The organism is Halovenus aranensis (genome assembly GCF_900100385.1).
Classification (GTDB): domain Archaea; phylum Halobacteriota; class Halobacteria; order Halobacteriales; family Haloarculaceae; genus Halovenus; species Halovenus aranensis.
Genome location: NZ_FNFC01000006.1, coordinates 107,512 through 130,251, shown reverse-complemented (window position 1 = coordinate 130,251; position 22,740 = coordinate 107,512). Strand labels below are relative to the sequence as shown.

The following is a 22,740-nucleotide window of genomic DNA, read 5'->3' as shown; positions in this document are numbered from 1 at the left end:
GATGCCGACGTAGTCCAGCCCAAGATGTTCAACGCCATCGTGCGTGCAGATACGTTACAGGCGACGCTCGACTCCGTGGGAGTACTCGTCGACGAGTGCAAGATTCACTTCGACGACGCGGGACTCGAAATCCGTGCGGTCGACCCCGCGAACGTGGGGATGGTCGACCTCTCGCTGGATGCCGAGGCCTTCGAGTCCTTCGACGTCGACGAGGGACTCATCGGCGTCGATCTAGTTCGCCTTCAGGATATCGCTGGGATGGCAAGCGGTGACCAGCTCGTCCACCTGGAGCTCGACGAGGAGACCCGCAAACTCCATATCTCTATCGACGGCCTAGAGTATACGCTCGGACTGCTCGACCCGGAATCAATCCGTGAAGAACCCGACCTACCCGAGGACCTCGACCTACCGGCGAACATCGTCATCGAAGGCAGAGATATCGACCGAGCCGTCAAGGCGGCCGACATGGTCAGCGACCACATCGAGCTGGGTCTCGACGACGCCGAAGATGTCTTCTATGTCGCCGCAGAGGGCGACACCGACGACGTACACCTCGAACTCGACAACGACGACCTCATCGACCTCGTGAGTGGTCCCGCCTCCTCGCTGTTCTCGCTCGAATATCTCAAAAACATGAACAAGGCCATCCCGAAGGATACAGAGGTCACGATGGAACTCGGCGAAGAGTTCCCCGTCAAACTCCACTTCGATATCGCAGAGGGTGAAGGCGCGGTGACCTACATGCTCGCGCCCCGTATCCAAAGCAACTAGCGGCCGCGTCGCCTCTCTCCCAACGAACGTCCGCAGACTGCTGCTGTCTCCGTGTTTTTTCCAGCGCTGTCGATAACAGGTAGTATGTGACTATATCACATTACAGAGTCAAAGGGCACGCATATAAGACCCCCGAGAACAGACCTTGGAGGCACATGTCAGACGAAGGTCCGAGTACTCTCGAAAATATGCGCACGCAGATGAAGCGTGCACAGGAGTACGCCAATGTCACCGAGAACGTCTTTAAACGACTGAAACACCCAGAACGAACGCTCGAAGTGTCGCTGCCGGTTCTGCGGGACAACGGCGAAGAAGAGATTTTCAAGGGATACCGATGCCAGTTTAGCGGCGCGCGCGGCCCCTACAAAGGCGGTGTCCGGTACCACCCGAGTGTCTCGATGGACGAAGTTATCGCGCTCGCGGGGTTGATGTCCTCGAAGACCGCGCTCGTCCAGTTGCCGTATGGTGGTGCCAAGGGTGGCGTCGTCTGTAACCCCAAGGACCTCAGCCGGGACGAGATGAAACGCGTCACACGGCGATACACAGAGGGAATCCGTCGGATGATTGGCCCGAAAGTCGATATCCCTGCACCGGATATGAACACCGGCCCGCGCGAGATGGCGTGGATGATGGACACCTACTCTGTTTACGAGGGCCACACTATCCCAGAATCGGTCACTGGTAAACCAATCGACCTCGGTGGCACCCCCGGACGTGTCGAGGCAACCGGTCGGGGCGTCGCGAATACGACCGAGCAGATTCTCGAATACTACGGTCGCTCCGCCGAGGACGCGACGGTCGCCATCCAGGGATTCGGCAACGTCGGCTCCTGGGCGGGTCGACTGCTGGCCGAGCGCGGCGCGAACGTCGTCGCCACCAGCGACGTGACCGGCGGCATCTACAATCCCAAGGGTATCGACACGCGCGAGGTCGCGGAACTCATCGAGTCCGGCGGCCAGATAGCCGATTACGACGGCGACGTGGACCCGATTACGAACGACGAACTGCTCCGTCTCGATGTCGATGTGCTGATTCCCGCAGCGGTCAGTCACGTCATCACGTCCGATGTTGCCGAGGAAGTCCGGGCCGACATCATCGTCGAGGCCGCCAACGGGCCAACGACTCCAGAGGCCGACGACGTACTCGCCGAGCGTGACATCCCGACGGTGCCGGACATCCTCGCGAACTCCGGCGGTGTCATCGTCTCGTATCTCGAATGGGTCCAGAACACCCAGGAGTACCGCTGGACGCTCGAGGAGGTCAACGCCGACCTGGAACGCCGTATGACCGAGGCCTTCGAGAACATGATGGAAGCCTACGACGAGTACGAGACGCCCGACCTGCGGACCGCGGCCTACACTATCGCGCTCGACAGCCAGGCGACGGCCCACGAGCACCGCGGTCTGTTCCCCTGACTGCTGTCTTGCGCCTGTCTGACGTATCGTTTTGTGGCAGGATATCGTAGCTGTCGCTATGACGAGCCTCGACGAGGCCTACAGCCGCACGCAGTCCGGCGCGCGCGACCCACGACGGACAGCGGTTGGAGTCGCGCTCGTCGGAACCGGTATCCTCGCGCTTCTCGTCGCGATGGGGGTGGTCTGGTTCAACGGCGACGGCATCGACGCCAAACGGTTTGCCGGCACCGTCGCAGGCCTCGGTATCCCTGCCCTCTTGCTCGGCGTTGTCGTCGTTCTTCCGGCCAGTCGCCGGACGCGTCTCGGTGTCGTCCTCGGGACCGTGACGGCGAGTCTCGGCGTATTCCTTTTTAGATACGCGTATCCCGAGCGCTGGACACGGACCGCGGAGCCACTCGCGTTCGAGACAGCAATGCTTTACGGCGTCGGGTGTGCGGTCGCGCTATGGTTCGTGTTCAGAGCCATCGCGACATTCCGGCTCCGGAACAATCCGCAGGGGACGGTCAAACTCGAAGTGGTCCGACAAGGAGAGACCAAGACTGTCAGAGTGACCGACGAGCAGTACGACAGTCTCGTCAACGATGGCGGGACCGCCGACCAGCTCATCGAGGAAATCGAAGACCGGTGACCGTCGACTTTTTCCACCGGCGGTCGCAAGTGGGAGACGATGAAACAGCTTCACGCGCGCTATCCGTTTTTGCAATCAGCGCGGGAAGCAGTCGAGGCGATGGACGTGGCTATCGTCGAGATTGTCCAGACAGACGAGACAGTCGTCGAGCGGGCAATCGAACGCATCGAGACGGCCCTGGATGAGGGTGTCGTGGGCGAACCCCACCGTCGAGACCGCGTCGAGTTACTCTCGTATCCGGTCGCAAGGGTCATCGTCTCGCTCGTCGACGAACACGCGTTGACACGAAAATACGCGAACGCGGAAGCCAGGACCGCACAGGAGCGACTGGAGTACGACCGCACACAGTCTGTCGAGCTAAAGAGCACGCAGCGCGAGCAACTCACAGTCGAGACGCTTCTCAGCGAGTTCGATATCGAAGGGGCCGTCCGGGAGACGCCGGCGGGGTACGCCGTCGACGTGGGGACCTATCTCGACCTCGCCGCAGACAAGCGCGGTGACGAGTGGCGTCTCGTCAACAGGAAGCTGTCAGACGGCGAGGTAACACTCGAATCCACCGAGTTGCTCGTGTTGATTCGACAGGCAGTGAAACAGCGAATCGACGCCGGGCTGCCACTGGCAGTTCCCGACGAAATTGCCGCCGAACTCGACGGTGCGGTCAGACGAGTCAACGAGGCGCTCGCAGACCTCGACCTGATGCGGGACATCGATACGGTGGTGCCAGAGCTGTTTCCACCGTGTATGCGTGCACTCCTCGACGATGTCCAGAAGGGCGAACATCTCGAACACCACTCGCGGTTCGCTATCGCCTCGTTTCTCACCAGTATCGGGATGACGACCGACGAAATCGTCGACCTATTCCAGGTCAACCCAGGCTTTGGCGAGGAGGCAACGCGGTATCAGGTCGACCACATCCGTGGCGACACGAGTCCGACAGAGTACTCGACGCCGTCGTGTGCGACCATGCAGTCGTACGGCGACTGTGTCAACATGGACGACCTCTGTGAGACGATTGCCCATCCGATGGCCTACTACGAGGCAAAACTCGACGATGCCGACGAAGACGAACTCGTCGACTGGCGCGAAGCACAGGCAGGAGAGTCCTAGAGCAGTTACTCCTCGAAGTCGTGGCGCTCGATAGCGTATCCCATCACCGGGAGAAAGATAATGTACCCAACGATGAGCGTAATGAGGGCAAGGCCACCGTTACCGGATAGTGTCGTCCGGGTTTCGCCCTCGGCAGTTCCGACGAGCGTGCCATCGAAAGAACCGTCGTCAACCGTACCGTTCATCTCGCCGGTGACGTTGCCGTCGATTGCACCGCTCATCGAGCCGTCGAGGGTGCCGGTAAAGACGCCGTCCTCGACGGTGCCGTTCACCTGGCCGTCAATCGGGGCCTCGATACTGTTGTCGTATGTTCCGCTGAAGCCGCCGCTCGCGGTGCCGTCGTCAGCTACCTCGAACTGGCCGTCGAAGTCACCGGAGAGCTGCCCATCGAGCTGTCCCTCTTCGTCGTCGGGGCCGACTGTCTCAGTCTCGCCGTAGGCGCCTGTCACCACCACCAGTCCGGTGATGAACAGCGCCACAGCGACGACTGAAACGACAATCTGCACGACCGTCTTCCGGTCGAGGTCCATGCTCGCGGATTTCACAGGAACGGTCAAAAGGGCTTCGAAGCGCTCGCCTTACGCATCGACCGTGACGCCCAGGACGCCACCGATAGCGCCACAGATTCCCGGGTAGGCAACTCCGACCAGCAGGACGCCGTAGAGTCTGTTCGGGCCAATCTGGCCCGCCGCCTCGAAGATGAACGTCCCGCCGACGGCAAGAATGATTGTCCCGAGCACCATCGACGCGCCGAGTTTGGCGCCTGTTCTCGGCGTCTGTACACCGGCAGACTGCACCAGCGCGGCCCCGGCAACGACGTACGCGACGACCGGAATCGCGTGATAAACGACGGCCGGGACGACGACCGAGGAGGTAGCCGCCGCATCGAGCCCCTGCCCGGTGAGATAGTTTATCGAGGCGAGGTCTTCGACGACCGGACCGGCCAGCGACGCGCGCTGTTCGACCGGGACAAACTGTGCGTTGTAGAATAGCCAGCCCGCGCCTTCGACGACATCGCCGATGAATCGCTCGCCCTCGAAGACGAGGAACAACAGCAGCGTCGCCAGATACCCGCCTGCGTAGGCTGTGACGCCATGGACAGAGCTATCGACGACAGGCAACTTGTCGAGGCCGGACTCTGACTGCTCGCTCATCGTTCTGCCGTTCGAGCCAGAGCTAAAAACGTCCGGCGAAATCCGGCGGGTCAGCGAAGCATCTCGACACCGTCTTCGACACCCAAGTCACCGCGGTCGACCGCTTCGAGGACGCGGCGGACGTCTTTCGTTTCGTCTGTCTCTTGTTCGTCCTCGTCGCCGATGTCGTCCAGGGTGCGTTTCTCCGAGTGGCCAGCCAGCTCGTCGAAGTCGGTCCCCTCGGCCAGTGCTTTCTCCTTTTTGACGCGGTAGTTGCCGCCATCGGTCTGGTAGAGGTCGTCCGGGTGAAAGAAATACCAGTCCTCGCGGTCGAATCGGACGCCGATGCGGGGTTTAGCACCGAAGTTACGCGAGAAATAGACCAGCGCGTACACCTCCTCACCGTCGAGATAAATGGGGTCGCCGGCCGACGACTTGGCCTCGATGGCATAGAACTTCGACCCGTCACCGGCGAGGACATCCGGTAACTCTCGGGTCGTCGCGCTGCCGCTTGCCGGCGCGCGCATCACCGCGAAGCCGGCGTCGTCGAGCAAGTTCACGAGCTCCCGCTCCCGGCGGTCGCCCTTGGCGTTTGACATGGCTCGGACTCCGGACCGAGGAATGAAAAAAGCGTCCTGTTCTGTCGCGGTCAGTCTTCGACGCGCGCCTCGGCCTCGATTTCGACGAGCATCGCCGGGTCGATGAGGCGCTCGACTTGGACCATCGTTGCCGCGGGCCTGGCAGTCGAAAACGCCTCTCGGTGGGCGCGCCCGATTTCGTCCCAGTCGTCGATATCCACGACATAGAGACGGGTCCGAACCACGTCGTCGAGGTCGGCACCCGCCTCATCGAGTGCATCGGCGATGTTCTCGATTGCCCGTGTCGTCTGTCGGTACGGGTCGCCCTCGCCGACGACAGAGTCGTCTTCGGTCGCCGTCGTTCCTGAGACGTGGACCGTATTACCGGTCCGAACCGCCCGCGAATAGCCGACCTCGCGTTCCCACTCGGTTCCTGAACTGATGCGTTGTCTGTCCATACAGCAGGCACCAGTCGACCAGATAAAAAGCTACGGCGGCGTTATTCGTCTCGCTCGGTTCGTCTCCGCAGAGCGTACATCGCACCGCCGAGTCCTGTCAGTGCACTGAAAATACCGAATCCGGCTCCGTCGCCGTCGGAGCTCTCGGGAGTGTCAGTCCCAGTCTGTGTCCCGGTTGCCGTCGGCTCGGGCGTCTCCGTCGCGGTCTGTGTCGGGGATGGCGTCGGTGTCTCGGTCGGCGTCTGTGTCGGCGTCGGTGTCGGTGTCGGCGTCGGCGTCTCGGAGCCGTTCTGTATCAGACCGGGCGCGTCTTCCTGGGTGCCTTCCTCGTCGGGGAAGACATACAGCGCAGGCGTCGCCTCTTTGCCGCCGAAAGACGTCTCCGAGAGGTCCGCGCTGGCGGCGACGAACGTCTCGCCGGGGACGGCACTCTGTGCGGTCCAGAAACTCGCCTCGCGTGGATTTCGCCACCAGGCAAGCTGGTCCGGCTCAGCGGGGTCACTGATATCGTGCACCGTAACGCCCCCGAAATACCACGAGGCGTAGACGCGGTCACCAGCGATGTCACAGTTGTGTGCGGTCGTGAAGTAGCCACTCTGCGTGTTATCGTCCGACTCCGGTGGCGAGATTCGTCCGAGGCGTTCGGGCGACTCGTGGTCCTCGATGTCCCAGATGGTGATACCTCCGGGACCGCCCGTCGTGCCACCCTCGGATTCCGAGTCGGGAATCGCCCACGCCTCTTTGCCGACGAGGAGTCTGGTAGCGTCCTCGTTGACGACGGTGTAGTGGTCGTTTCCTGCCGGTGTGAAGTACTCACGGCGCGACTCTCGCCGTGAGAGGTCAGCGAGTTCCTCGCGTTCGAAGTCCCCGACCCGAGACAGAAACGTGGGGTCTGTGGGGTCACTCACGTCGGCGATTACCGTTCCTGCATCCCAGTAAGGCAGGTACGCGATGTCGTCTTGGACGTAGACATCGTGGAGGACACGCGAACCGAGCGAAACATCGAGCCACTCCGGCTTTGCATCGACGAACGACCAGCGACCGACCTCTTCGGGCTCGTCGTCGCTCACGTCGACCATGACGATGGGATACTCGCGCGTGCCACTCGCGGTGAGATAGACCGTGTCGCCGGCGAAAAAGCCGTTGTGGATGTAGAAGTCAGTCGAGTGCCAGGCGACCTGTTCGGGCGCTTCGGGGTCACTGATATCGAACAGGGCAAACCCTTGTGCTGTGTTGGGGACCGGATTCGCCGGACCGGCAAGAACAAGCCGGTCACCGTCGGGCCAGAGGTCCCAGGCGAGGTCCATGTCTTCCCCTCCGGTGTCGATGTCGCGACGCTGTGCGAGTGTCGACGGGTTCTCTGGCTCGGAAATGTCTACCGAGACGAGGCCGTCGTCGGCGGCGACGTACGCGATTTCACCGTCGTGGTGGACGGCGGCCTCGAATGCGCTGTCTATTTCGACGCTGCCGAGTGGTTCGTACCCGCTCTCGTCGCTCTGGCCGGACGACCGCGCCGTCGCTTGCGTCCCGAGGAGGGGGAGAGTCAGAGCAGCGCCACCTGCACGGAGGACCTGTCGGCGTCTCATACAGGAACCTGGCGGGGACGGGCAAAATAGCTAACGACGACAGGTCAGGACTCGACGACGTCGAACCCAGTAATCTCGAAACGCGCACCGCCGGCCCAACTTTCCGAGACGGTAATCTCCCAGTCGTGGGCGTCGACAATCTCTTGGACGATAGCCAGCCCGAACCCGGTCCCGTCATCAGAGGTCGTGTGACCGGTGTCGAACACCTCGTCTCGCTGGTCCGGTGGTACTCCCGGCCCGTCGTCGGCGACGGTAAGCGTCCCGCCTTCGTAGCCGACCCGAACCGTCACGTCCTCGCCAGCGTGGTCGATAGCGTTGCGAAAGAGGTTCTCGAACAGTTGTTTGACCCGTGGCGGGTCACCCTCGAACTGCACGTCGCCAGTCTGTTCGAGCGTCGCTTCCTCACCTGCTATCATCCCCCAGCAGCCGTTGAGAATCGACGAGAGCTGTATGGGCTCGGTCTCTGTGACCATCTCGCCTTGCTTTGCCAACTGGAGCGTCTCGCGTATCAGCGTCTCCATCCGGTCGAGTGCGCCGGCGACGTGTTGGACCGACGGACTGTCGTGGTTGTCTTGGATGATTTCGAGATGCCCCATCGCCACGTTGAGCGGGTTACGCAGGTCGTGAGAGACGATGCTGGCGAACTCTTCGAGGCGCTCGTTCTGGCGTCTGAGTTCGCGCTCGTTTTGCTTGCGCTCGGTGATGTCGTGAAAGACGAGTACGACCCCAGAGAACACCTCGTCGGCGGGGAGCAGGGAGGCATGGACTTCGATTTCGCGGGTCTGGTCCGGTCCGGGATGAATCTGGAGTTCGACAATTTCCTTCTGGGATTCGGAACCGGGCTGGAGTCCCGCGGTTATGTCGTCGGCGATATCGGTCATCTCCTCTGTGATGACGCCGTCCCGACCGAGCGTCGTCAGCGGCTGTCCGAGGAGTTCGTCGACGCTGTACCCAAGAATCTCCGCGCCAGGTGCGTTGATGTTCTGTATCGTCCAGTCGTCGTCGACGGTCAATACGCCCATCGGAATTGTTTCGACGATAGTCTCGTACCGTTCGAGTTCGCTCTCCCGACGCTTTCGCTCGGTAATATCCGAGTAGACGGCAAAGCCGTCGATTTCGCCGCTTGCGCTCACGGGAATCGAGCGGAGGTTAAAGATTCGCGTCCCGTCGGCCGCATTCCGGCGGACAACCCGGTCGACCATATCACCGGAATCGACCTGCGTGTCTATCTCCTGTGACTCCGTGCGGGCGTCGTCGGGGACAATCAGCTCGTTGACAGACTTGTTGCGAACTGCCTGTTCTTCTCGGCCGAACTCGATTTCGAACGCGTCGTTGACTGCCTTGAAGACCGTAACGCCGTCGTCGATGCCGTATGCGACCGTCGGCTCCGGGAAATTCGAGAACAGGTCAGAGAACCGCTCGCGTTCGCGTGCCAGTTCCTGGCTCTGTGTCGGCGTCTCTCCGGCGGCACCTGTGGCTCCCGCCATCTCGGCAGCCCGGGTGGCCAAAGCTTCCGTCGCCCCGGGGACGTTCATCACGTAGTCCGTTCGGTCGAACTCGTATACGTCACCGACACACTCCGCCGAGGCTTCGGCGGCAAACAACACGAATGGGACCGATTCGTCGGACATCCGGACCCGCTGGAGAAAGGATACGACATCCTCCGTCCCGACATCGAGCGCCGAGACCATACAGTCGACTGCCTCCGAGCCGAGTCGCTCTATCGCGCGGTCGCTCGCCGGTGCGGTCGTGACCGCCGAGACAGGGCCTGTTGCTTCGAGCGTAGCCTGCGTTTGACTCCGCCTCTCTGGGTCTGCATCGACGAGCAGCAACCGGACGCCTCGCCCCATTTGTCGGTACTGCGGTGGGCTCTCATTTAACAGTTCGGGAGTTGGTCACTGGCTGAAATACCGTAATTATACTCAGTCAGACCAGTAAAACCGCGGGCCGAGGAACATGTACGCCAGTGCAGCCACCAGTAATACCCGAGGAAACACGCGACCGAGGGCGGTTGGAAGCAAGATAGCGCCCATCTGGACGGTACCCATTACGATAGCGTCGCGCGCTCGGAGTTTCGGGTACGGAACCGGCGCGACCATCGCCATCGAGAGCGCGACGGTTGCGGCGAGAAACACCGGCACGTTGACCAAGCCACTCAGATACGCGGCGGCGAGAATCGACGCGCCGAGCGTGTTCTGAATGCCTGGGCGGTTCTCGTCCTCGTCGACGTGGACGGTATATAGTGCAGTCCGGACGAGCGAGAAGACGACAAATATCGAAGCCGCGCCGACGGCGGCCGCCAACAGTTCGGGGTCGTCGGTCAGGGTCCCCCATTCGTCTTGTGCAACCGCGAAGACGAACAGGCCCGTCGCGGTTCCAAACGAGACGATATCCGCCATCGAATCGAGGTACGGCCCGACGGCGGTCCCCCCAAACGACCGCGCAAAGATACCGTCGAGGGCGTCCGCGACTGCGCCGAGCAACAGCAGCTGTGCGACGAACATCGGTTTCCCCAGGATAGCCCCGGCCATCGCACCGACACCGATGACTGCGTTTGCCAACGTTATCACGTCAGCAACCCCGAGCCGGTCGACCACACGAAGCGACATACACGACTGGTTGGGAAGCGTGTACTAATAGGTGCGGATTCTCGCCGAGAGAGAACGGCTGCAGTCGCCCGGACAGTGTGAGCTGCTGTGACCTAGCCGACAAAACACTGTAGTGGCTGGTTCGCCTTGTCGCGGTATGGCGGCACAGACAGTCCTCGTCGTCGACCCGGACGAGGACGACAGACACGAGACAGTCGAGTCGTTTCAGTCAGCAGCCACCGATACGAACGTCGTCACAGCAGCGTCGAACGCGCAGGCGATAGAGCTGCTCGCGGAAGTTGCGGTCGATGCGGTCGTGACTCGGTACAATCTTGGCGACAACACAGGGTTGGAACTCGTCGCACACGTGCGCGAGGGGTATCCCGAAACGGACTGCTTTCTCTACGCCGAGACGACAGCTATCGACACCGCGTCCTTCGAGGCGGCCGTCCTGGAGTTCGTGCCGAAAGACATGCCCGGCGCGCGCGACAGGCTGGTCGCGCTCGTCGGACAGGACCCCGAGAAAGGGCAGTTAGGCTACCCTCTCCCGGACGACGAAGGCGGGCGGCTCGCCGCTCTCGACAGGTACGGCACCCTCTCGGAGCAGGCTGAACAGGCACTCGCAGATGTCCTCTCGCTCGCAGACCAGTATTTCGACGTGTCGAGTACCGCTGTCACGGTTGTCGACGAGCAGACACAGCGGGTCGTCGCGCGTACTGGCCCGTTCTCGCCGCCGAAAGAACGCGCAGCGTCACTGAGTACCCACACCCTCGTCAGTGAAAATGGCTCGATGGCGGTCAGCGACCTGCGCGCCGACCAGCGCTTCTCCGAGGAGGGTGTGGCTGGTGAGACGGATATCGTGGCCTACCTCGGTGCCGCCATCGAGACGCCGGCGGGCCATCCAATCGGTGCCCTGAATCTGTACTGGAGTCAACCACGCGAGTTCTCATCAGCGGACAGACGCTATCTGGCAACGCTCGCGGACCTCGTCGCCGATGTACTTGTCATAGGGAGCGGACAACAGACACCTGGACAGCGAGGTGAGGATAAATGACCGAACAACCGTACAAGGTCCCAACGCTCCCGCTGGAACCGGTCGCACCGGGCACGACGTTGCTTGTCACCGGCCCGCGACGGCTCGGAACGGAAGTCGCCGAGCGTCTCGTCCTCGAAAAGAGCGACGAAGAGGGTGCAATATTCGTGTCGACCAATATGAGCGGACGAAACTTTCTTCGGCGCTGTCTGGGGAATTACCCGAACCTCCCTCCCGAATCGGTCGGGTTTGTCGACGCGAGTGGCAGACGAGACGTCGATGTCGACACAGCAATGCGCCTCCGGGATGTCTCCAGTCCCGGTGACCTGACCGGTATCAGCATCGCTACTTCCGTCCTCTCGGCCGCACTCGCCGACGACAGCCTGACTCGCGTCAGAACGGGCTACGTCTCCCTGTCAGTCCTCCTGTTGTACACGAACCCGAAGGTGACGACCCGGTTCGTCCACACTGTCAGAGGGCGTGCCGGTGCGACCGACGGACTCGTAGTCTTTGCCCTCGACCCCTCGATGCACCAGCAGTCCGTCACGCACACGTTCGAACACGTCTGTGACGGGCGAGTTCGAACTGCTGTCGTCGACGGCGAACCTGTCCTCCGCGTCGACGGCCTGGGCGACCAGCCAGCGGATTGGGTGCCGGTCGACGGCTGATAGTGATTATTGCGGTAATTTTCGTGACCACGTTACAGGAATCGTCGTGTCACATCCTGTAAGCTCCGTCTGCTGTTGCCACGGCGGTAACGACTCGGAATAATCACTATGAGTTACTGATACTTTCTGGCGTCGGGTTCGAGGTCGATTGCGTCGTAGAACTCGTCGTCGATACGGTCGCGCTCGGCGAGCCACTCGAAGTAGCCGTCACGAGAGGCGGGGTAGTTTTCGTAGTGTTCCTCGTAGCGGTCGACGTACTCTCGTGTCGTCCGAAAGCCCATGAGGGCTTCGTAGAGCATCTCCTTCGAGACGCCCAGATGCTCGAACGTTCCCTTGCGGTAATGCGAGACGAGGTTTTTCGTCGCCCCGGCGGCGATACTCAGCTTCGAGGCGAGGTCGTCGAAGGAAGTCTTGGTGCTGACAATCTCGCGAATCTCGTCTTCGGGGAGAATCGCGGCCACTGCGCGCAAGACGGGGATGTCTATCGAGCTGGCGGCGACGTTGTACGCGTCACGGGCCGCGAGTTTCGCGGCCTCGCCGTGTTCGACATAGAGGTAGTGGTTGTGTTCCCAGAGGCGCTGTTCGCTCACGTCCCCGTCGGCGACGGCTCCGGCGGCTGTCTTGCCGGCAGAGTATCCCGAGAAAGCCGCGCCGCGAATCCCCTTGCCGGTAATTGGGTGTGTGGTCCCGGCGGCACAGCCGACAGTGATGTATCCGGGGGCAATCATGGAGTCGAGCGGGCGACGGAGCGCGAGCGCCGCACCGAGTTTGTTCTTCTTGTCGAAGCGGTCGGCAACCGACGCGCCGTCGAACTCCGGACGGTCCTCAACATCTTCTCGGAGCCGGTCGGCGAGTGCAATCGGTTCCTTGTTCATCTGGAAGCCGAGGCCGACGTTAATTGCGGTCGGCGACCGCGGGAAATACCAGACGTACCCCATCTCTTCGAGTGGTTTGCCGACGATGGCGTTCTGGTACTCGACGGGTTCGTCGGTCTCGATTATCTCCCGGTACGCAGAGCCAAAGTGGGTGTAGTGTGGCTTCTCGAAGGTCGGTTCAGGCTCGACGGCGAGGTCTTCGAAGTCGACCATATCCTGAATCACCGACTGAGCACCTGCCGCGTCGATGACCATCTCGGCCTCGTATTCGACGGACTCGCCGTCGCGAATCGCCTCGACGCCCTGGACCTGTCCGTTCTGGACGATACCGTTGACGACGGTGTTGAAATGTTGAGTGACACCCAATTCGCCAGTCTGTTCGAGCAAGTGCTGACCGAACTCGTACCGGTCGATGACGTTGCTGTGTGTCTCGTAGGGGAGGACCTTCCGGACGCCTAACTCCTCGTCCCACCACTCGATTTTATCGATGTTGCCGTCGGCCAAGACAGCCTCGTCGCTGGTGATAGCCGCCATATCGATTGGGCCAGGGTATCCCTTCGGGTCGGTCGGGCTCTTTATCGCGTCACCGCAAGCGATGAAGCCGCCCTGGTCGGCCGGTTTCCGTTCGAGCTGGACGACCTCGGCACCGTTGGCTGCCGCCGTCGCCGCCGCGAAACAGCCCCCGATACCGCCGCCGACAACGATTACCTCGTAGGCTTCACTCCGGGCCATGTACTGATACCCGTAAGTCGGGGACGATTGTGAATGTAACTGTTTGGTGCGTGTCGTCGCTGCGTTTTTCTCAGTACAGGTAGAAGTGCAGCTATGGACGAACGCGAGGTACACCCCTCGGTCGCGGAAACTGCCGAGGACATCGCCGAGATGGAGATACGAGGGGCCGCGACTATCGCCGACGCCGCCACACGCGCACTCGAAGCCCAGGCCGCCGCGAGCGAGGCACAGACGCCCGAGGCGTTCGAGTCCGAGATTCGACGCGCGGCCCGTCGATTGCTCGATACGCGGCCGACTGCGGTCAGTCTGCCAAACAGCCTCCGGTACGTCCTCCGACGAACGGAGGGTGAGACTGTCGACGCCCTGCGCGAATCAGCAATCGCGGGCGCACAGGAGTTTCGCGACTGCCTCGATTCGGCACAGGCAGACCTGGGTGCAATCGGAGCAAACCGGCTCCGCGACGGCGATACGGTCCTCTTTCACTGCAACTCGACGGACGTAATGGCCTGTATCCGGGCTGCGCGCGAGCAAGGCAAGTCGATAGGCGCGATTGTCAAAGAGACGCGGCCGCGCAGACAGGGCCACATCACCGCGAAACAGCTCCGTGACCTCGACGTGCCGGTCACGCTCATCGTCGACGGTGCGGCGGGGCGTTACCTCGACGACGCTGACCACGTCTTCGTCGGTGCCGACTCGGTGACCGCCGACGGCTCGGTGGTCAACAAAATCGGGACCCGCCAGCTCGCAGTCACTGCCCGCGAGCGCGACACGCCTATGGTCGTCGCGGCACAGACCGTAAAGCTCGACCCGACGACGCTCACCGGACAAACTGTCGAAATCGAGATGCGCGACGAACACGAGGTAATCGAGAGAGCCGAGCGCGAGGAAATCGGCACTATCACCGTCGAGAACCCGGCATTCGACGTGACACCGCCGCGGTACATCGACGCAATCGTCACCGAGCGCGGCCAGTTCCCCCCCGAGAGCATCGTCTTTCTGATGCGTGAGTTGTTCGGCGAACAGGCGAGGCAACCCTGGGAGGAGTGACGATGGGTGCCCCGAGAGTCGTCTGTGCCGGTCACGTCAACTGGGACGTGACGCTGTACGTCGACCGCCTCCCCTCAGCCGACGGCGAGGCGGCCATCGTCGACCAGCACCAGTCCGGCGGTGGTAGCGCGTCGAACACCGCTTTCGTACTCTCGACGCTCGGACTGTCCTCAGTGCTCGTCGGGAGTACGGGCGAGGACAAATACGGCTCGCTCGTTCGCGAGGAACTCGCAGAGGCCGGCGTCGATACGACGCATCTCACGTCGGTACCGGGAGCGGTGACAACGGTCAAGTACCTCGTCGTCGACGAGTCCGGCCAGGTGATGGTGCTGGCAAACGACGGTGCAAACGAGGCGTTCGACACGGCGTCTGTGCCCGACGACGCTATCGAGCGCGCCGACCACCTCCATCTGACGAGTCAGCGGCCCGAAACGGCCCAGGCACTCGCAGAGCGGGCAGTCGAGGCAGGTGTCCCTGTAAGCTTCGACCCTGGCCGGCGCCTCGACTGCCGGGAGTACGAACCGGTCTTTCGACTGGCTGACGTGGTGTTACTGAACGAGAGCGAGGCCGCTGCCACGAAGCAGTCAGCCGCGCTCGAATCGCGAGACGGTATCACCGTCATCAAACGGGGCTCCGACGGCGCGACAGCGACAGTCGACGGCAGGGCGGTCGCTCACGACGGGTTCGGCACAGAGCCAGTCGACACGACCGGCGCGGGCGATGCGTTCGCCGCTGGCTTCATCGCGGGGCAACTCGACGGCACGTCACTCGAAACAGCAGTCGCCGTCGGAAACGCGTGTGGCGCACTTGCGACACAGACGGCTGGCGCTCGTGTGGCTATCACGTGGGACGACATCGAGGACCTGCTCGACAGGACGGTCCCCGAGTAGGTCACTCGGGCAAGGCGGCAGCGAGCTCGTCGAACTGCTGGCGAAAGCGCGCCTCGGCCCGGCCCCGTGCGAGTTCGGAGAAATCCGCAAACGCCGCCTCAAAGCCGGCCATCCGCCACAGAAGCGTCGAGAAGTGATAGACTGTTCGCCGTCGTCTGTATCCGTCGTCGGGGTCGAACGACCGGTGTTTCCTGTATCCCTCGTACAGTCGTTCCCGGAGCTGTTTCCGAGTGCCGGTGTCGCGAAACGCCGGGTCGACAAACAGGAAGTCGGTCCTCGCAATGTGGTATTCGGGGTCGGCCGCAAGCGCGAGCTGCCAGTCCAGCACGGCCGAAATCGGCTTCGCCCCGGCGCTGTCGAACATGACGTTTGCCGGCCGGAAGTCGTCGTGGACGAGACGCGGGACCGCGTCGGTATCGATGACCGGTAGGTTGTCGTCGATATGTTGCTGTGCGGTAGTCTGGAGGTCTGCAAACGGCGTCCCGCCCAACCGTTCGATGTAATCGGCAACGATGTCACCGAAAAACTCCTGCCAGTCCCACGAGAAGTTATCGACGACGAGCCGTTCGTTTTCGAGCGCGAGCGTGCCGAACCCCTCGAAGCCGATTTCGGCGTGCATATCCCCGAGAATATCCCCCGCGTGTTCGACCACTGCCTCGAACGTGGTCTCGGGGAGTTCACCGAGAATCTCGACGAGACTCTCGCCGTGGACCCGCTCGGTGACGAAATACGGCTCGACATCGAGTTGGGGCTCGTCTTGGAAGACCAGAATCCGCGGCACCGGGACCCCCGTCCGGTCGGCGACGAACTCGTGGAGGAACGGTTCGAGCGCGAATCCCGGGTCGTCCGATTGGAACTTGACGACGACCTCGTACTCCTCGCCGGCGTACGACAAAGTCACCATGAACACGTCGCCCTGATGGCCCGCAGTCGGGCGTTCGAACGAGAAATCATCGTAATCAGGGCCGGACTCGTCCAGAACAGCCGTAATATCGCGTTCCGGTGTGGCCACATCTGTCTGTAGGACCGACCATACAATAAGTGTCCCCAATTCGGGTCGGCGGTCGCGTCTCAGCGGGGCGTCTCGGTCCCCCACTTCTCGAGGGCGCGTTCGAGTTCCGGGCAGTCTGTGGCGGCGTCTTCGACCGAGTGTCCCTGTGCGGCCGCGTCGACAGCGTGTCGAAACGCGATTGCGCCCGCGTGAGTCCCGTCTGGATGGCCGTGGATACCACCGCCGGCCTGGACGGCAATGTTCGCGCCGAGTTCATCGAGTAGCTGGTCGAGCAGTCCCGGATGGAGGCCACCCGACGCCACCGGCAGTACGTCGGTGAGCCCGTGACATTCTCCCTGAAGCCAGTCGTTGATACCCTCGGTGTCCTCGTTTTCGAGTTTGCCCAGCCCTGCTGTGCCAGTGTGGATGTGGTCGACGCCACAGAGGCGTGCAATCTGTGCGATGACGCGCATCGAAACGCCGTGGTCGGGAACGCGGTCGAAGGCGGCGTGCATCGCTCGGTGGGCGTGGATGGCGAGGCCGTGGCGCTCACATCGCTCTCGGACCTGCTGGACGGCGGCCCAGCCGGTCGTCACTACGTCGACCATCACGAACTCACAGCCGTGTTCGGCCGCCATGTCGACGCGTTCGAGCATCTCCGACCCCGGTGCAGTCACGTTCAGGAGATAGCTTTTTGTCTCGCCGGTCTCGTCTTCGGCGCGGTCGCGCTGTGCGAGACTCTCGGTCAGACGGTCCTCGAAGGGGTTGAACGACTGGTCGGTAAGGTTCTCGTCGTCTTTCAGCAGGTCGACGCCGCCCGTCCAGGCCTCGTAGCCAACGGTGGCGTGCTGGTCGGTCGTGAGGCCGACTTTGGGTTTCGGTACCGTCGCCGTCGCTGGTCTGTCGCCCGCGTCGAGAATCTCGCTTTTGACCGCGCTCCCGTACTGTGGGCCGGGGAAACTCTCGACGAGAGTCACGGGCCACTCGCAGTCGAGCAGGCGGATTCGGTCGACCGCTTTCATCCCCATGATGTTGCCGGCGATACAGGACAGCACCTGTGGCATACTCCCCGGCTCGAACAGTGCGTCGGGGTACGCTACCTCGATGTGGCCCGCCTCCTCGTCGATACTGAAGGCCGTCGCCGAGAGGTCCCGAACAGAGCCCTCGACTTGAAGCTCGGCCCAGGTGCCATTCGAACTCTCGGAGGCGACCCGACTGGCGGCCGCCTCCCAGTCCATCCTGTCGGCCGGCTCGATGTAGAACTCACAGACGAGGTCGTCGTCCAGCGGGTCGTACTCCAGGTCGAGAAAGTCTTCGTAGGTGATTCCCATACCCCTCATCTAACGCAGCGCCCGCATAAATTCGTTTACGTCACTTCCGGCCGGTCACCCGGAGCGCACCGTCGTCGGCGAACTCGCCGAGGTCGCCGGTGTGATACCAGCCGTCTCGAATCGCGTAGGCTGTGGCGTCCTCGTCATCCCAGTAGCCGTCCATGACGTTCTGTCCCCGCAGGAGGATTTCGCCGTCCTCGGCCAGCGCGATTTCGGTCCCAGGGAACGGCGAGCCGACGACGTCGGCCCGATAGTCTTCGGGCTCGGTAATCGTCGCCAGCCCCGTCAGCTCCGTCGACTCGTATATCTCTCTAACTGGGACACCGAGCCCCCAGAAGAAGTGTAACACGTCGTCGTCGATGCTGTTGGTTCCGGTCAGCGCGTACTCGAGGTCGTCGAGCCCGAACTCCTCGCGGAGTGATGGGAAGACCGTCCGCTCGGCCATCCGCTGTTTGAGCGAAAGTCCCATCGACGCACTCTCACCCTCGCGCATGCGCTCGCCGTAGGCCCGCGCCACATCGCCGTCGCCGGCGACGAGTTTCCTCGCCCCCGAGAGTTCAGTCATTCGGTCCTGAATCGTCTCACAGAGCCGTTCGTACCCCTGCGGGACGCCGACCATCACGTCTGGCCGAGCCGCGGGAAGCTGCTCGTCGAGTGCATCTGCGTCCATGTAGGCCACAGAGCCGCCGGTGTGCCACAGATAGTAGGCGGCCACGCGCTGGTAGATATGTGCCATCGGCAGGAAACACGTCCCGACGCTCCCGGCCCCGAGCGGGAGTTCCTCGGCAAACATCTGGACGGCACCGAGCAGGTTCCGGTTCGTCAGCGCACATCCTCGCGGGTGTTTGTCTGTACCAAGCTTGTAGACAATCGTCGCGACGTTACTCTCTTTCCGGTCGAAGCCGGGCAAACCGTCGGGTTCAGCGGCCGGGAGGTCTTCGATTGGAATGACGCCGTCGACCTGGCGTTCGAGGACGACTGGCAGCGTGGGTTCAGCGACGAGTACGTCGACTCCGGCGTCGTCGATGACGTGCAGTGCCCGCCCCTCGGAGTACAGCGTCGAGACGGGGACCGAAACCAGTCCGGCCAGGTGACAAGCCATATCGACGACTGACCACTTGTAACACGGCTCGGCGTAGATGCCGACGCGGTCGCCGGGACCGAGCCCCTGTTCGAGCAGGCCCGCCGCGACTTTTCGGGCACGCTCTCTGAACTGGGCGAACGTCTGTGTTTCCGTGTCTGCCGGGTTCCGGGGCCGAACAGCCGGCTCGTCGTCGTAGGTCTGGGCAGTTCGGTCGAACCACGCCGCCACCGGCTCGTCGGGTATCGAGAGTGAGCCACCGTCGTGGATGTCACTCGCGAGCGATACCTCGTGGTCGTCCATCGACGCGTCCTGTAGTGCCTCTGGATGAGCGGCCTCGACGTCTCTGTCCTTTTTGAGCTTCCCTGGCGAGTACTCGTAGTCGTCGGGAATCTCGTCGTGGTAATACTCGCTGTAGTTCTGGTCCTGGTTCATTCCGGCGATGTGAGAGTCGAGCCAGTCTCGGACGAACATCAGCACCTCCATCGTGATGTACTCGCCCGCCTCGTGTTTCTGCCGGAGGTCGGTCACCTTCTCTGCGAACTCGGCGTGTTTCTCCTTGTGGTTATAAAAACAGTCGGCACAGTCCATCGAGAACCCACAATCCTGCATGAACTCCTCTTCGTCGCCGAAGTGATACTCGGTGTATCGCTCCAGTTCGACGAGGATACGACGTATCTCGTCGTCTGACTCGCCTTTGTTCATCGCAACGTGAAGCTCGTTCAGCAGTTTGAACAGCTGCTGGTGTTGCTTGTCGAAGCGCTCGATGTCTGTGCTATAGCGCTCGTCGTCCCATTCGATAAAGTTCCCCTCACTACCAGTGGCCATGGCTGAGAGTACTGTCAACTCCCTTCTAAAACGCCCGGTGATTCCAAACCCGTGAAAACAGCCCGCCACCCTCTAACCGGCTCCCGTCAAAACAACACTCATGCGACCGACACCCCCTCCCAACGGCCAGCGCGCAAACTACCACGCCCTGGACAGTATCTCAGAGAGATATGAAACCTCTGAGTGACGACGTAATCGCGACCGTACTGGAACGAAACGGCGTCGGCGTCTTAGCCATCAACGGCGACAATGCGCCCTATCAGGTGCCGATGTGTTTCGGATACGTCCCCGACGAGGACCTGTTTGTCCTCCAGATGACTGGTGGGGAGACAAGCGACAAGAAACGCCACCTCCAGGAGAACCAGCGCGTGAGCGTCACCGTCTACGAGGAAACAGAGCCTGGCCAGCGCTGGCGGAGTGTCGTCGTTCGTGGCGTCCTGTCGGAGTGTTCCTATCAGGACGCCGAGCGAGGGTTCGCGGCACTGGCGAACAACTCACAGTCTGTCCCGAATCCGATTTCCTGGGCAGATTCGCCGGAAAGAACCGAACTCACGCCGTATCAGCTCGACATCACAGAGCGAGGCGGCCGAGAGTTCGACCTCAGGTAGCTACTCGTAGAGCCAGGTCTCGTCGACGCGTTCCCACTCGGTCAGCTCGTCGTCGTCGAAGAACAGGTCGATTTCCCGCTCGTTTGCACCCGGGTCTTCGTGGTCGGAGCCGTGGATGACGTTCCGCCCGAGGTCGAGTCCGAGGTCGCCACGGATGGTACCGGGCGCGGACTCTGCCGGGTCGGTCTCGCCCATCATGCTCCGAACCTGTCGGACCGCGTCCTGGCCCTCCCAGACCATCGCCATCACCGGACCTGCGGTGATAAAGTCGACGAGGTCGTCGAAGAATGGCTTGTCTTCGTGTTCGCCGTAGTGCTCCTCGGCAAGCTCCCGGTCAATCTGCATGAACTTCGCGCCAACGAGCTTCAGACCACGCTCCTCGAACCGCGAGATAATCTCGCCGATGAGGCCGCGCTGGACACCGTCGGGTTTGACCATGACGAACGTCTGTTCCTGCTCGCTCATGCTTCGGCCTCCGTCTCTTCGTCGTCTGCCTCTGTTTCCTCGGCATCACCGTCGGACTCCTCGTCGGAGTCGGCTTCCGCGCCATCAGCATCGGTGTCTTCGGCTTCGGGCTCAGTGTCTTCGGTCGTCTCGACAGCAGCCTCGTCCTCGGTCGCGGTTTCGTCGTCGTCCTCGTAGCCAATCCATTCGAGGTCCCGCGATTCGCGGCCGAGGAAGTAGTTTTTCTCTGCTTTGGCGTCTTTAAACCAGAGGATAGTACCGTCTGTCTTGACGTACATCTTGCCCGTGCCGGGCTCGATTTCCTCGCCGGTGTAATCACACGTCCGTTCTTGAACCATTATTGTCCTCCGATAGTGTCGGCTTCGCGAGCTGTCTCTCGCAGCTGGAGGACATCGCCTTCGCGGACAGGACCGAGCACGTTCCGGGTGATGATACGGCCCTTGTTCGAGCCTTCCCGGATGCGGCATTTGACCTGCATGGCCTCGCCGTGCATTCCGGTCTTGCCCACGATTTCGATAACCTCAGCTGGCGTGGAACCGCCGTCGTCTGCGTCCTCTGCACTCATCCGTGGTCACCTCAGCGGAGTTCCTCGACTTTCTCGGCGATATCCTCGACATCCGTCGAGGCGTCGCCGGCGTCGGTGATGGCAGCAGCGGCACTGCCGACTTCCAGCCCTGCGGCGTGGCCGATGTCGTCCTGTGCCTCGACGAAGAGGAACGGGACGTTCTTTTCGTCGGCCAGCTCGGGGAGGTGCATGACGACCTCCTCGGGCTGAACGTCTTCGGCGACGAAAACGAGGTCTGCGTTCCCTCGCTCGACGGCCTTTGTCGTCTCGTTTGTACCTTTCTTTACAGCTCCCGTATCCCTGGCGACTTCGAGGGCTTCGAGCGCGTCCTCCTCGAGGTCTGCCGGGACGTCGAAGTCAACGTATACTGGCATGGTTGTGTTCACCTCCTGTGTGTGAGCTCACACTCCCCCGCCGTCCGCGGCAAGTGCCACGTCCGCCCGATAGCGGTGTAATCCTATTCCGGCTGGGAGCGTCATCAACTCCACACAGGCTGTATACATTACTGTCCTAGCAGCCCCTAAAGCGCTTTCGAAGAAGTGTCGGCTTGGGAGTGCTGGCCACAGTCACCGGCCGATACACAGCTGTGACTGTCAGCGGTCTCTTGTCCGGTGACAGTCGCCGACGAAGGCCGTGGGTGTGTTTCTCATTCCCCAGGTAGATTTAACACAATTGCCGACTGACACGTTATCGAACACAGTCCGAATGCGGTGATTCACACGATGACAGTCTCTCGCCACCACGCGTTTGCCGCCCGTTATGGAGCCACGACTCCGTTCGGTGGCGAGTCTGTCGGGCGTGTGATGCGGGGTATTTGTGCCCTGAATATCGACGCCCCGAAGCTACACGTTCCGAGTCTTCTTCGGGACCGTTGACCCCATAACTCGTCCCCTCACGCGGACTACCCGCCCGGGGACGGGGAACACGGGGCTGTCACCGGCGCCGCTTCCGGCCGGACGCTATTTGGCTTTCACTCGTCGTAACGCAACGTCTTACCAACCACACTAGACAACAGAGGAACATCCAATGTCAGTTTCGACACATCGAGGTGAATCGACACGGGTCACCGCCACTGTCTCGGTGCGGGTCCCCGAGAACGCCGACGCCACCCTCGCGACCGACGCCCAGCAACGCCTGGCTGCTGTCGACACCGTCCAGACCGCGACCGTCGAGCGCATCGAGGGAATCGACCCCGGTCTCTCGGCGACTGTCGTCACAGTGCGTGCAGCCATCGAAACGCCCAGTTCGGTTGCCGAGTTGCGCCGGATGCTGTCGGATACCGTCGGCGTCGAGGACGTACAGCAACTCACAACGCAGTAACCTAACGTTACCATTAAATTACAGTAATTGGATTCAGAAAAC

Annotated in this window: 25 protein-coding genes; 10 read left to right on the top strand and 15 right to left on the bottom strand. The window is 62.0% G+C overall.

Annotated elements, in window-relative coordinates; all coding sequences use genetic code 11:
• Positions 1-24 precede the first annotated feature (24 nt).
• The 4 genes from BLR34_RS07790 to priL all read left to right on the top strand — a co-directional run bounded on the left by BLR34_RS07790 (position 25) and on the right by priL (position 3,921).
• Positions 25-771 carry a DNA polymerase sliding clamp gene (locus BLR34_RS07790; RefSeq protein ID WP_092701826.1) on the top strand — a complete coding sequence of 249 codons (747 nt, stop codon included), beginning with the start codon at positions 25-27 and terminating at the stop codon, positions 769-771.
• A gap of 155 nt (positions 772-926) precedes the next feature.
• A complete protein-coding gene (locus BLR34_RS07785) occupies positions 927-2,186 on the top strand; it encodes a Glu/Leu/Phe/Val family dehydrogenase (RefSeq protein WP_092701643.1) in 1,260 nt (419 codons plus the stop codon).
• 58 nt (positions 2,187-2,244) lie between these two features.
• Positions 2,245-2,814: a cell division protein CdpA domain-containing protein gene (locus BLR34_RS07780; RefSeq protein WP_092701640.1), complete on the top strand. Its 570-nt coding sequence runs from the start codon at positions 2,245-2,247 to the stop codon at positions 2,812-2,814.
• A gap of 39 nt (positions 2,815-2,853) precedes the next feature.
• Complete coding sequence (gene priL / locus BLR34_RS07775; protein ID WP_092701636.1) at positions 2,854-3,921, top strand: DNA primase regulatory subunit PriL; 1,068 nt, start codon at positions 2,854-2,856, stop codon at positions 3,919-3,921.
• Positions 3,922-3,926: 5 nt separating this feature from the next.
• Here priL and BLR34_RS07770 read toward each other — a convergent pair whose 3' ends face one another.
• The 7 genes from BLR34_RS07770 to BLR34_RS07740 all read right to left on the bottom strand — a co-directional run bounded on the left by BLR34_RS07770 (position 3,927) and on the right by BLR34_RS07740 (position 10,285).
• Complete coding sequence (locus tag BLR34_RS07770; protein WP_092701633.1) at positions 3,927-4,451, bottom strand: DUF7472 family protein; 525 nt, start codon at positions 4,449-4,451, stop codon at positions 3,927-3,929.
• Between the two features lie 48 nt (positions 4,452-4,499).
• Positions 4,500-5,075 carry a DUF7978 family protein gene (locus BLR34_RS07765; protein ID WP_092701630.1) on the bottom strand — a complete coding sequence of 192 codons (576 nt, stop codon included), beginning with the start codon at positions 5,073-5,075 and terminating at the stop codon, positions 4,500-4,502.
• 50 nt (positions 5,076-5,125) lie between these two features.
• Positions 5,126-5,653, bottom strand: coding sequence for a Holliday junction resolvase Hjc (hjc, locus tag BLR34_RS07760; RefSeq protein WP_092701627.1), 528 nt, complete (start codon positions 5,651-5,653; stop codon positions 5,126-5,128).
• A 50-nt stretch (positions 5,654-5,703) separates the two neighbouring features.
• Positions 5,704-6,090, bottom strand: coding sequence for a RidA family protein (locus tag BLR34_RS07755; protein ID WP_092701624.1), 387 nt, complete (start codon positions 6,088-6,090; stop codon positions 5,704-5,706).
• Between the two features lie 41 nt (positions 6,091-6,131).
• Entirely contained in the window at positions 6,132-7,676 is a 1,545-nt protein-coding gene (locus BLR34_RS07750) for an LVIVD repeat-containing protein (protein WP_092701621.1), read from the bottom strand.
• Positions 7,677-7,720: 44 nt separating this feature from the next.
• Positions 7,721-9,526, bottom strand: a complete 1,806-nt coding sequence (locus BLR34_RS07745) for a PAS domain S-box protein (protein WP_092701618.1) — start codon at positions 9,524-9,526, stop codon at positions 7,721-7,723.
• Positions 9,527-9,598: 72 nt separating this feature from the next.
• Positions 9,599-10,285: a protein sorting system archaetidylserine synthase gene (locus tag BLR34_RS07740; RefSeq protein ID WP_092701615.1), complete on the bottom strand. Its 687-nt coding sequence runs from the start codon at positions 10,283-10,285 to the stop codon at positions 9,599-9,601.
• Positions 10,286-10,421: 136 nt separating this feature from the next.
• On the opposite strand from BLR34_RS07740, the gene BLR34_RS07735 reads away from it, so the two are divergent.
• Positions 10,422-11,318: a GAF domain-containing protein gene (locus tag BLR34_RS07735; protein WP_092701612.1), complete on the top strand. Its 897-nt coding sequence runs from the start codon at positions 10,422-10,424 to the stop codon at positions 11,316-11,318.
• Positions 11,315-11,965: a DUF7504 family protein gene (locus tag BLR34_RS07730; protein ID WP_092701609.1), complete on the top strand. Its 651-nt coding sequence runs from the start codon at positions 11,315-11,317 to the stop codon at positions 11,963-11,965. The genes BLR34_RS07735 and BLR34_RS07730 overlap by 4 nt, the downstream gene beginning before the upstream one ends.
• Before the next feature lie 113 nt (positions 11,966-12,078).
• Here the strand turns inward: BLR34_RS07730 and BLR34_RS07725 are convergent, their stop codons facing one another.
• Positions 12,079-13,572 carry an FAD-binding protein gene (locus tag BLR34_RS07725; RefSeq protein ID WP_092701606.1) on the bottom strand — a complete coding sequence of 498 codons (1,494 nt, stop codon included), beginning with the start codon at positions 13,570-13,572 and terminating at the stop codon, positions 12,079-12,081.
• Between the two features lie 93 nt (positions 13,573-13,665).
• Here BLR34_RS07725 and BLR34_RS07720 point away from each other — a divergent pair, with 93 nt between their 5' ends.
• Both BLR34_RS07720 and BLR34_RS07715 read left to right on the top strand, forming a co-directional pair.
• Positions 13,666-14,619, top strand: coding sequence for a ribose 1,5-bisphosphate isomerase (locus tag BLR34_RS07720; protein WP_092701604.1), 954 nt, complete (start codon positions 13,666-13,668; stop codon positions 14,617-14,619).
• Between the two features lie 2 nt (positions 14,620-14,621).
• A complete protein-coding gene (locus BLR34_RS07715) occupies positions 14,622-15,509 on the top strand; it encodes an ATP-dependent ribose-1-phosphate kinase (RefSeq protein ID WP_092701602.1) in 888 nt (295 codons plus the stop codon).
• Position 15,510: 1 nt separating this feature from the next.
• On the opposite strand, the gene BLR34_RS07710 is transcribed toward BLR34_RS07715, so the two are convergent.
• The 3 genes from BLR34_RS07710 to BLR34_RS07700 are packed head-to-tail and all read right to left on the bottom strand — an operon-like array spanning position 15,511 to position 19,740.
• Positions 15,511-16,521, bottom strand: a complete 1,011-nt coding sequence (locus tag BLR34_RS07710) for a phosphotransferase family protein (protein ID WP_092701600.1) — start codon at positions 16,519-16,521, stop codon at positions 15,511-15,513.
• A gap of 59 nt (positions 16,522-16,580) precedes the next feature.
• A complete protein-coding gene (rbcL, locus tag BLR34_RS07705) occupies positions 16,581-17,831 on the bottom strand; it encodes a type III ribulose-bisphosphate carboxylase (RefSeq protein WP_092701597.1) in 1,251 nt (416 codons plus the stop codon).
• Between the two features lie 40 nt (positions 17,832-17,871).
• Positions 17,872-19,740 carry a bacteriohemerythrin gene (locus BLR34_RS07700; protein WP_092701594.1) on the bottom strand — a complete coding sequence of 623 codons (1,869 nt, stop codon included), beginning with the start codon at positions 19,738-19,740 and terminating at the stop codon, positions 17,872-17,874.
• 170 nt (positions 19,741-19,910) lie between these two features.
• Between BLR34_RS07700 and BLR34_RS07695 the strand changes: the two genes are divergently transcribed.
• Positions 19,911-20,348, top strand: coding sequence for a pyridoxamine 5'-phosphate oxidase family protein (locus BLR34_RS07695; protein ID WP_092701591.1), 438 nt, complete (start codon positions 19,911-19,913; stop codon positions 20,346-20,348).
• Here BLR34_RS07695 and ndk read toward each other — a convergent pair whose 3' ends face one another.
• Genes ndk through rpl7ae form a run of 4 tightly spaced genes read right to left on the bottom strand, consistent with a single transcriptional unit; the run spans position 20,349 to position 21,752 of the window.
• The gene (gene ndk, locus BLR34_RS07690; protein WP_092701588.1) at positions 20,349-20,813 is read right to left on the bottom strand and encodes a nucleoside-diphosphate kinase; all 465 of its coding nucleotides are present in this window, start codon (positions 20,811-20,813) and stop codon (positions 20,349-20,351) included.
• Complete coding sequence (locus tag BLR34_RS07685; protein WP_092701585.1) at positions 20,810-21,151, bottom strand: 50S ribosomal protein L24e; 342 nt, start codon at positions 21,149-21,151, stop codon at positions 20,810-20,812. The genes ndk and BLR34_RS07685 overlap by 4 nt, the downstream gene beginning before the upstream one ends.
• On the bottom strand, positions 21,151-21,378 hold the full coding sequence (locus BLR34_RS07680; protein ID WP_092701582.1) for a 30S ribosomal protein S28e: 228 nt from the start codon (positions 21,376-21,378) through the stop codon (positions 21,151-21,153). The genes BLR34_RS07685 and BLR34_RS07680 overlap by 1 nt, the downstream gene beginning before the upstream one ends.
• 11 nt (positions 21,379-21,389) lie before the next feature.
• Positions 21,390-21,752: a 50S ribosomal protein L7Ae gene (rpl7ae, locus tag BLR34_RS07675; protein WP_092701579.1), complete on the bottom strand. Its 363-nt coding sequence runs from the start codon at positions 21,750-21,752 to the stop codon at positions 21,390-21,392.
• 652 nt (positions 21,753-22,404) lie between these two features.
• On the opposite strand from rpl7ae, the gene BLR34_RS07670 reads away from it, so the two are divergent.
• The gene (locus tag BLR34_RS07670) at positions 22,405-22,698 is read left to right on the top strand and encodes a hypothetical protein (protein WP_092701576.1); all 294 of its coding nucleotides are present in this window, start codon (positions 22,405-22,407) and stop codon (positions 22,696-22,698) included.
• The last annotated feature ends 42 nt before the right edge of the window (positions 22,699-22,740 follow it).

What these genes read in the sequence shown, in the direction of transcription:
- BLR34_RS07670 (WP_092701576.1), top strand. Translation starts at nt 22,405, where the DNA reads ATGTCAGTTTCGACACATCGAGGTGAATCGACACGGGTCACCGCCACT.
- BLR34_RS07765 (WP_092701630.1), bottom strand. Translation starts at nt 5,075, where the DNA reads ATGAGCGAGCAGTCAGAGTCCGGCCTCGACAAGTTGCCTGTCGTCGAT.
- BLR34_RS07790 (WP_092701826.1), top strand. Translation starts at nt 25, where the DNA reads ATGTTCAACGCCATCGTGCGTGCAGATACGTTACAGGCGACGCTCGAC.
- rpl7ae (WP_092701579.1), bottom strand. Translation starts at nt 21,752, where the DNA reads ATGCCAGTATACGTTGACTTCGACGTCCCGGCAGACCTCGAGGAGGAC.
- BLR34_RS07715 (WP_092701602.1), top strand. Translation starts at nt 14,622, where the DNA reads ATGGGTGCCCCGAGAGTCGTCTGTGCCGGTCACGTCAACTGGGACGTG.
- rbcL (WP_092701597.1), bottom strand. Translation starts at nt 17,831, where the DNA reads ATGGGAATCACCTACGAAGACTTTCTCGACCTGGAGTACGACCCGCTG.
- BLR34_RS07685 (WP_092701585.1), bottom strand. Translation starts at nt 21,151, where the DNA reads ATGGTTCAAGAACGGACGTGTGATTACACCGGCGAGGAAATCGAGCCC.
- BLR34_RS07745 (WP_092701618.1), bottom strand. Translation starts at nt 9,526, where the DNA reads ATGGGGCGAGGCGTCCGGTTGCTGCTCGTCGATGCAGACCCAGAGAGG.
- BLR34_RS07785 (WP_092701643.1), top strand. Translation starts at nt 927, where the DNA reads ATGTCAGACGAAGGTCCGAGTACTCTCGAAAATATGCGCACGCAGATG.
- BLR34_RS07750 (WP_092701621.1), bottom strand. Translation starts at nt 7,676, where the DNA reads ATGAGACGCCGACAGGTCCTCCGTGCAGGTGGCGCTGCTCTGACTCTC.
- ndk (WP_092701588.1), bottom strand. Translation starts at nt 20,813, where the DNA reads ATGAGCGAGCAGGAACAGACGTTCGTCATGGTCAAACCCGACGGTGTC.
- BLR34_RS07700 (WP_092701594.1), bottom strand. Translation starts at nt 19,740, where the DNA reads ATGGCCACTGGTAGTGAGGGGAACTTTATCGAATGGGACGACGAGCGC.
- BLR34_RS07780 (WP_092701640.1), top strand. Translation starts at nt 2,245, where the DNA reads ATGACGAGCCTCGACGAGGCCTACAGCCGCACGCAGTCCGGCGCGCGC.
- BLR34_RS07735 (WP_092701612.1), top strand. Translation starts at nt 10,422, where the DNA reads ATGGCGGCACAGACAGTCCTCGTCGTCGACCCGGACGAGGACGACAGA.
- priL (WP_092701636.1), top strand. Translation starts at nt 2,854, where the DNA reads ATGAAACAGCTTCACGCGCGCTATCCGTTTTTGCAATCAGCGCGGGAA.
- BLR34_RS07725 (WP_092701606.1), bottom strand. Translation starts at nt 13,572, where the DNA reads ATGGCCCGGAGTGAAGCCTACGAGGTAATCGTTGTCGGCGGCGGTATC.
- BLR34_RS07755 (WP_092701624.1), bottom strand. Translation starts at nt 6,090, where the DNA reads ATGGACAGACAACGCATCAGTTCAGGAACCGAGTGGGAACGCGAGGTC.
- BLR34_RS07720 (WP_092701604.1), top strand. Translation starts at nt 13,666, where the DNA reads ATGGACGAACGCGAGGTACACCCCTCGGTCGCGGAAACTGCCGAGGAC.
- BLR34_RS07770 (WP_092701633.1), bottom strand. Translation starts at nt 4,451, where the DNA reads ATGGACCTCGACCGGAAGACGGTCGTGCAGATTGTCGTTTCAGTCGTC.
- BLR34_RS07740 (WP_092701615.1), bottom strand. Translation starts at nt 10,285, where the DNA reads ATGTCGCTTCGTGTGGTCGACCGGCTCGGGGTTGCTGACGTGATAACG.
- BLR34_RS07680 (WP_092701582.1), bottom strand. Translation starts at nt 21,378, where the DNA reads ATGAGTGCAGAGGACGCAGACGACGGCGGTTCCACGCCAGCTGAGGTT.
- BLR34_RS07730 (WP_092701609.1), top strand. Translation starts at nt 11,315, where the DNA reads ATGACCGAACAACCGTACAAGGTCCCAACGCTCCCGCTGGAACCGGTC.
- hjc (WP_092701627.1), bottom strand. Translation starts at nt 5,653, where the DNA reads ATGTCAAACGCCAAGGGCGACCGCCGGGAGCGGGAGCTCGTGAACTTG.
- BLR34_RS07695 (WP_092701591.1), top strand. Translation starts at nt 19,911, where the DNA reads ATGAAACCTCTGAGTGACGACGTAATCGCGACCGTACTGGAACGAAAC.